Source organism: Psychromonas antarctica (genome assembly GCF_022267535.1).
In the GTDB taxonomy this organism is placed as follows: Bacteria; Pseudomonadota; Gammaproteobacteria; order Enterobacterales; family Psychromonadaceae; genus Psychromonas; species Psychromonas antarctica.
Genome location: NZ_JAHNZV010000147.1, coordinates 1 through 5,730 on the forward strand (window position 1 = coordinate 1; position 5,730 = coordinate 5,730).

Annotated in this window: 4 protein-coding genes; 3 read left to right on the top strand and 1 reads right to left on the bottom strand. The window is 35.1% G+C overall.

Going from position 1 to position 5,730, the window contains the following annotated elements; translation table 11 throughout:
- The 3 genes from KSO91_RS15815 to KSO91_RS15825 form a co-directional block, all read left to right on the top strand.
- On the top strand, positions 1-344 hold a 344-nt coding region (locus tag KSO91_RS15815), incomplete at its 5' end, for an IS5 family transposase (protein ID WP_238743995.1).
- A gap of 74 nt (positions 345-418) precedes the next feature.
- Positions 419-628, top strand: coding sequence for a hypothetical protein (locus tag KSO91_RS15820; protein WP_238743996.1), 210 nt, complete (start codon positions 419-421; stop codon positions 626-628).
- 24 nt (positions 629-652) lie between these two features.
- The gene (locus tag KSO91_RS15825) at positions 653-919 is read left to right on the top strand and encodes a hypothetical protein (RefSeq protein WP_238743997.1); all 267 of its coding nucleotides are present in this window, start codon (positions 653-655) and stop codon (positions 917-919) included.
- A 40-nt stretch (positions 920-959) separates the two neighbouring features.
- Here KSO91_RS15825 and KSO91_RS15830 read toward each other — a convergent pair whose 3' ends face one another.
- Positions 960-5,441: a tetratricopeptide repeat protein gene (locus KSO91_RS15830; RefSeq protein WP_238743998.1), complete on the bottom strand. Its 4,482-nt coding sequence runs from the start codon at positions 5,439-5,441 to the stop codon at positions 960-962.
- Positions 5,442-5,730 lie beyond the last annotated feature (289 nt).

Here is a 5,730-nt window from a genome sequence, read left to right on the forward strand (position 1 = left end):
TTATTATTACGGGTGGTGAAGTTCATGATAGTAAAGCTGCCAATGAGTTAATTGATTTATTACCTCAAGGTGATTTTATCATTGCTGATAAGGGCTACGATAGCGAAGCAATTAGGGATAAAGTGCGGGAGCGTCATTCAATACCTGTGATACCGAGAAAGAAGAATTCAAAAACAGGCAATGCTGACATAGATTGGTGCTTGTATAAATACAGATACTTAGTAGAAAATGCTTTTGCAAGGCTAAAGCATTTTAGAGCGATAGCTACACGATACGATAAATTAAAAATAAACTTTGAAAGCATGTTGGCATTAGCATGTGCAATGATTTGGCTGCCAATGTGAAAGATCAACAGCCCCTAGTGTAATAGTAATAGTATTAATAAGCTGGGTGGCCAAACGATTAAAGTGAGAAATATATGAAAAGAATTGAAACAGAAGATGAATATCAAACTATTTTAACCCGCATAACTGAGCTTTGGGAAGCTAAGCCTAATACGACTAATGGTGACGAACTAGATAAGCTAGCGGATCTAGTGGTGGAATTTGAAGAAGATATGGAATTAATTCGCCTAGTTGAAAGTAGAAAAGATCAACCGGAGATAGCCGTCGAACTCCATGATCTATAAGCTTCTAAAATGGAGGATAGGGCAGTGATCAAATGTAATTCCATTGAGTATCGAAAAGGCTTTATTGAAGTGCGTGGAGACATTCATAACGACTGTATTAATGTCGAAATTTGGAATATCGATCCAGGTGTAAACATTACAAATGTTAATTTAGAAGATAGTTCATTGAAGGGTGAATCGATCATAGCAAATACTGAAATAGAGCTTTCAATAACAAATGCAGAGGCTTTAATTTCGCAACTGCAAGAAGCTATTGATGTTTCCCGCGCGCGAGACAATACACAACAATAATTTATGGCCAAAACCACTTGGCCACAACACAGATATTACTTCATAACGTATTGCGAATAATCATAAGTAACTCTTTATCTAGTTCAATGCCTTCGGACAGTTGGTCGTTATTTCTATAACAATCTGATAATGTTTTTATGGTTTCGATGTAAGTATCTGCATAATCTTGTGGATTTTTTTGGTGTAAGGGCTTTAATATATCATGAACCTCCAGCAGAAACTTTATCGCATTGCCAAATTGATGGTTGTCACGATAACACTCAGCTAACGTGAAAAGGGTAGCAGTGAAGATAAGCTCCCAGTCGACTGGATTCGGCTCTTCCTCTACTTCAAAATCAACAAATTCAAAATCAGGCTTAAAATCTAACGGTGGCGTTTGGTATAAAGGCTTTACTCTGTCATATGTCTCTTCCAGAATAATTATCGCATCGGTAAGCTGAAGGTTGAGTCGGTAACTCTCGGCTAAGCTTATAAGAGTGATGATATAGCGGGGGTCAAAATGTGATAAAGATTTTAATATAGCACAAGACTCTTTTTGAAGTAGAATAACTTCTGGTAGTTGTTGCTTTTGAAGGTAGTAGTCAGCCAAATTATTTAGAGTATTGGCGTAGCGCTCTATCCAATCATCAAAGCGATTTTCTAAACAATCCACAATAGAAAAAATTGGAAGAGCTTCAGTTTTAAGCTTGATCCCTTTGGACAGCTGGTGATTTTCAAGGTAATTATCAGCTAATTGATCAAGACAAACCGCATAATAATCAAAATGGTGTTCAATATAAATGTTGATAACATCAAAAAGGGAATCTGGAAATTCAACATGCGGAAGGTCACTCGAACCATTTGGGTACAAATGTTTAATTATTTGAATAAATTCTTTCTGACGTTTAAACTCGTCGTCTAATTGATTATTCTTATTATAGCTTTCAGCTAAGGTTTTTATACTGTAAAGATAATCTATCCCCCATTCTTCCGGACTATCTTCATACAAAGCTTTTAAAATAACAACTGGCTCTTCATATAATTTAATTGCTTCGGGTAGTCGATTCTCCGTATCAAAGGTTTCAGCTAATCTATATATATTCTGAATGTACTGGCTCCCCCATTTTACCGGATTACCTTCATACAAAGCTTTTAAAATAACAAGTGATTCTTCATATAATTTAATTACTTCAGTTAGTCGATTGTGCATAGCATTGGCACGAGCTAATTGCTGTATACAGTCACTGCACTCCTTTCTCAACTCTTCCGAGGGACTTTCTTCATTCATATCTTTTAAAATTGTAATGGATTCTTCTATTAGTTGTATCGCTTTGGGAAATCGAGTTTTTTTACTATTATGAATAGCAATATGAAAAGTATTTGTTTTGTCTATAATCTGTTTTGCCTTTTGACGTAATGTCATTCCAGACGTATCAGAACTTTTATTGAAAAGCTTAGACTGTTCTGTAGTTAAGGAATTATCGAGTAAGTAAACTTCAGCCATACTATTTAGGCTGTGAGTGTATTCCACTGCCCATTCGACTTTATTAGCTTGGTATAAAGGTTTGAGGATTGCACACGACCTCTGTAAGTACTCATAATGCTTTTCCGAGTAATTATATCCGTCATCGGTAGAATAGTCACATGTAGAATAGTCACATGTAGAACCTAACCTGGATAGGTTTCGTGCATAGTGTTTCGCCCAAAGGTTTTTATTTTTTTTGTACAAAGGCTTTATGAATAAATGAATTTGATATGGAACCGGATCGGTATCATACGTCCCACTCATAGTATCTTGTATATCACGTTGATGTTCTAGGTTACAAATGTAAGCTTTCATCCACGATTCAGGGTCGACTACAACTCCTTTTTTGATTACATTCTCTGCAGTAAGCTTAAAAGGTAATATTTTGTGAATATTAACTATGTGCACTAAATCATCGCAGGTATCGATACCTAACTCTAACACTTGGCTTTTTTCTTCATATTCAATGACCCTTAATATTAATTTCAGCATACTGTTTAAAGATTGAGTTTTATCTTCTATGAATATGCTGTCTAATAAATGTTCAAATTGTTTATCGAAGAAAACATGTAATAATGCATGGCGGTATTTATATTTGTCATCATCAAGAGTGTAGCGGCTTAAAATTTCATAAACCTCATCAATAATACTGTAATGTTCAGTGGTTAATTCAACTTCTTGTTGGCCTTGTTTAACATAAGCCTTCAGGTGGGCAAGTAATGGTTCTTCTGTGTTAGCTATGGCCTGTAGCACTTTTTTAACAATGACTGAAGAGAAGGGCGCGCTTAGTAATGAAGAAAATAGCAGAGTATTTACTGCTGCATTGCCATACTCTGCAAAGTAGAGTTGTAATATGTGTAATCTTTCCTCTAATACAGCATAGGACATTAAATTAAAACTACCTTGGCCTGATGATTTTTCATAATGGCTAAATGAGTCTTTATATTTGTTTTGCAAAATAGCAAAGGTATCTTTAATAGCCGTGCTAACATCCGTTATGTCAGCATTGATGCGTAATGGATTATCCATTATCAGTGGTGTGGTTTTATTCTCACTGTAGAGCTTTCTATCACAGAGCATGTTAATGCTTTCAATAGCAAACAAGGTGTTTATATTGGTTGCATCTTGCCCTGAAACTTCGTGAAAAATAGTATTAGCAAGTTCTTCTAGATGGTTTTTTTTGCCTTTAATCACTAGAGTTATTAGCTCATGAAGTGTAGCTCTATCAAAGCCGGTTAAATTGGTTAAATTGATAGTCGAGTGATTTAAAGCGGAAAGAGCGACAGCAGTGCGATTGATCTTTTGATGGCCATGGGTTCCAATTGCTTTTAGTAGTGCAATACAGTAGTGGTTCTTCTTTGGATTATTTACCAGCTGTTGTAAGCTGGTTGCAGCATCGCTTGAGCGAACGGTAGTGACAATATACAATGATACTTTTTCAGCTAAGCGAGTGAAGATATATTCACACGAGTCGTTGTCTATCCATTGACAATCATCAATAAATAGTACCAATGGTAAATTAGAATCGCTTATTTTCAATAAGGAATCTATAGCTTTATCGAGCTTGTTAAATTGTTCATCTTTTTGTTTGTTTTGTTTCTTATCTAGGTCACCCGAACCACTTTGTTTCATGATTTCTATGTCCCTATCAACCTTTAAACGTGCGTGACCTGATATTGCAATAGCTAAGGCTTTATCTGTGCCAGCAATAAAAGCACCGGCGATTTTGAGTGCATTATCTTGGCTTGCAAGGCCTTTAAATACGCTAACGCCTTTATCCCTCCAGCCTTGTAATGACGTTAAGCGACGTTTTTCATCTAAAATACTTTTTTCTAAGGAACTTAGGCCGGTATTAGATGAACTATGGCCCACTTCATTAAGCTGGGTCAGAGTTATCATTTTGCTAGTTTCTATTTGTTTTAGATGTTGATTCACCAATGAGGTTTTACCAACCCCTGGTTCGCCGGACACAACTGATATAGTTAAACCTTTACGCTGTTCAAAGTTAAATTGTAATTGCTTGAGTTCATCATTGCGCGCGACAAATAAAGAGGATTTAACTGCCACTTTTGGAATATCACTGCTTGGAATTTCAAGCATTGCGTATCGCTGTGCAAATCGTCGTTGGTCGCTTAATATTTTTTGTTTCTCTTTTAGGTCACCACTAACATCAAAATAGGGCTGAAAGGTTTCATCGTTATAGGAATATACAATCGAAATACCCACATTTTTATCAATATCTTTTTGATGTTTGGAATAAGAAAGCAGTAATGAAATAATCGCTAAAGAGTTCTCATCTAATTTATGTGGATTGTTTATATAGACAAGCTTGGGGGAATCAATGCAAATGGCTAATAATAGCTTAAAGGTTAGTTGAAATACATCTGGCTTAGAACTTTTAGAAAACTCTTTTGATAATGTATTTAACTCTGTTTTAGCGATTGATGAAAGTTGTAACTGATGGTCACTGGCATTAGCAATAAAAACACCTAACGAGTCTCCTACTGCATCTTGAATAAAGCCTTCAACACTACTGATTGCTATGTTTGAAGTATTGATTTTGTCGCTTATTTTATCAACTAAAAATTGTGAGAAATGCTCGGTAACGCCTTCAAAAATATATTCCACACCTTTGTCGAGGTAACTGCCAATAAACTCACCAAGCAGTCCCCCAGTGGCAACTGATACTGCCGCTTTTAGTGTTTCTTTTAAAGTGGCAATATTTTTAATATCTTTAATTTCATCACCTAATTGATCTAATAGTGATTCTAATAGATAAAACCGGGTTCCTTGTTGGTAACTATCGCCATCAATGGCAATAATGTTCGTTGTATTGTCACTTAATGCATCATCATATATTTTTTGTGCCAACAGAAACGGAAATTTAGCTTTTGTATTGTTACTAAGTTGGAAGTCAAAATGACTGAGATTTTTTTTGCTGAGTTCAATCAACAGTGGGGTATTCTGAGAGTTAACAATATCGTTTTTGTAGTTGTTTGCTAATTTCAGCTGCTTCATTTGACAATCCAAGAACGAAAATGATTAATTATATAAACATTAACATTATGGTGAATTTAGCGGAAGATTAGCTTGAAGCTGAACGATAAATTAGCGGTACTTTGTGATCAAGTTTAATGTTTTAACAATTATTATATAAAGATACGCTGGCATTCTAAAACTAGGGTTAGGTTCGTGATAATCTAACTAAAAGTAATGTTTATTAACTAATCTTACTATCACTATTTCTATTTTTTAATTAATTTTTAATCATCTAAATTTTTTTAAAAACTGATTGGGTCCTCTGAAG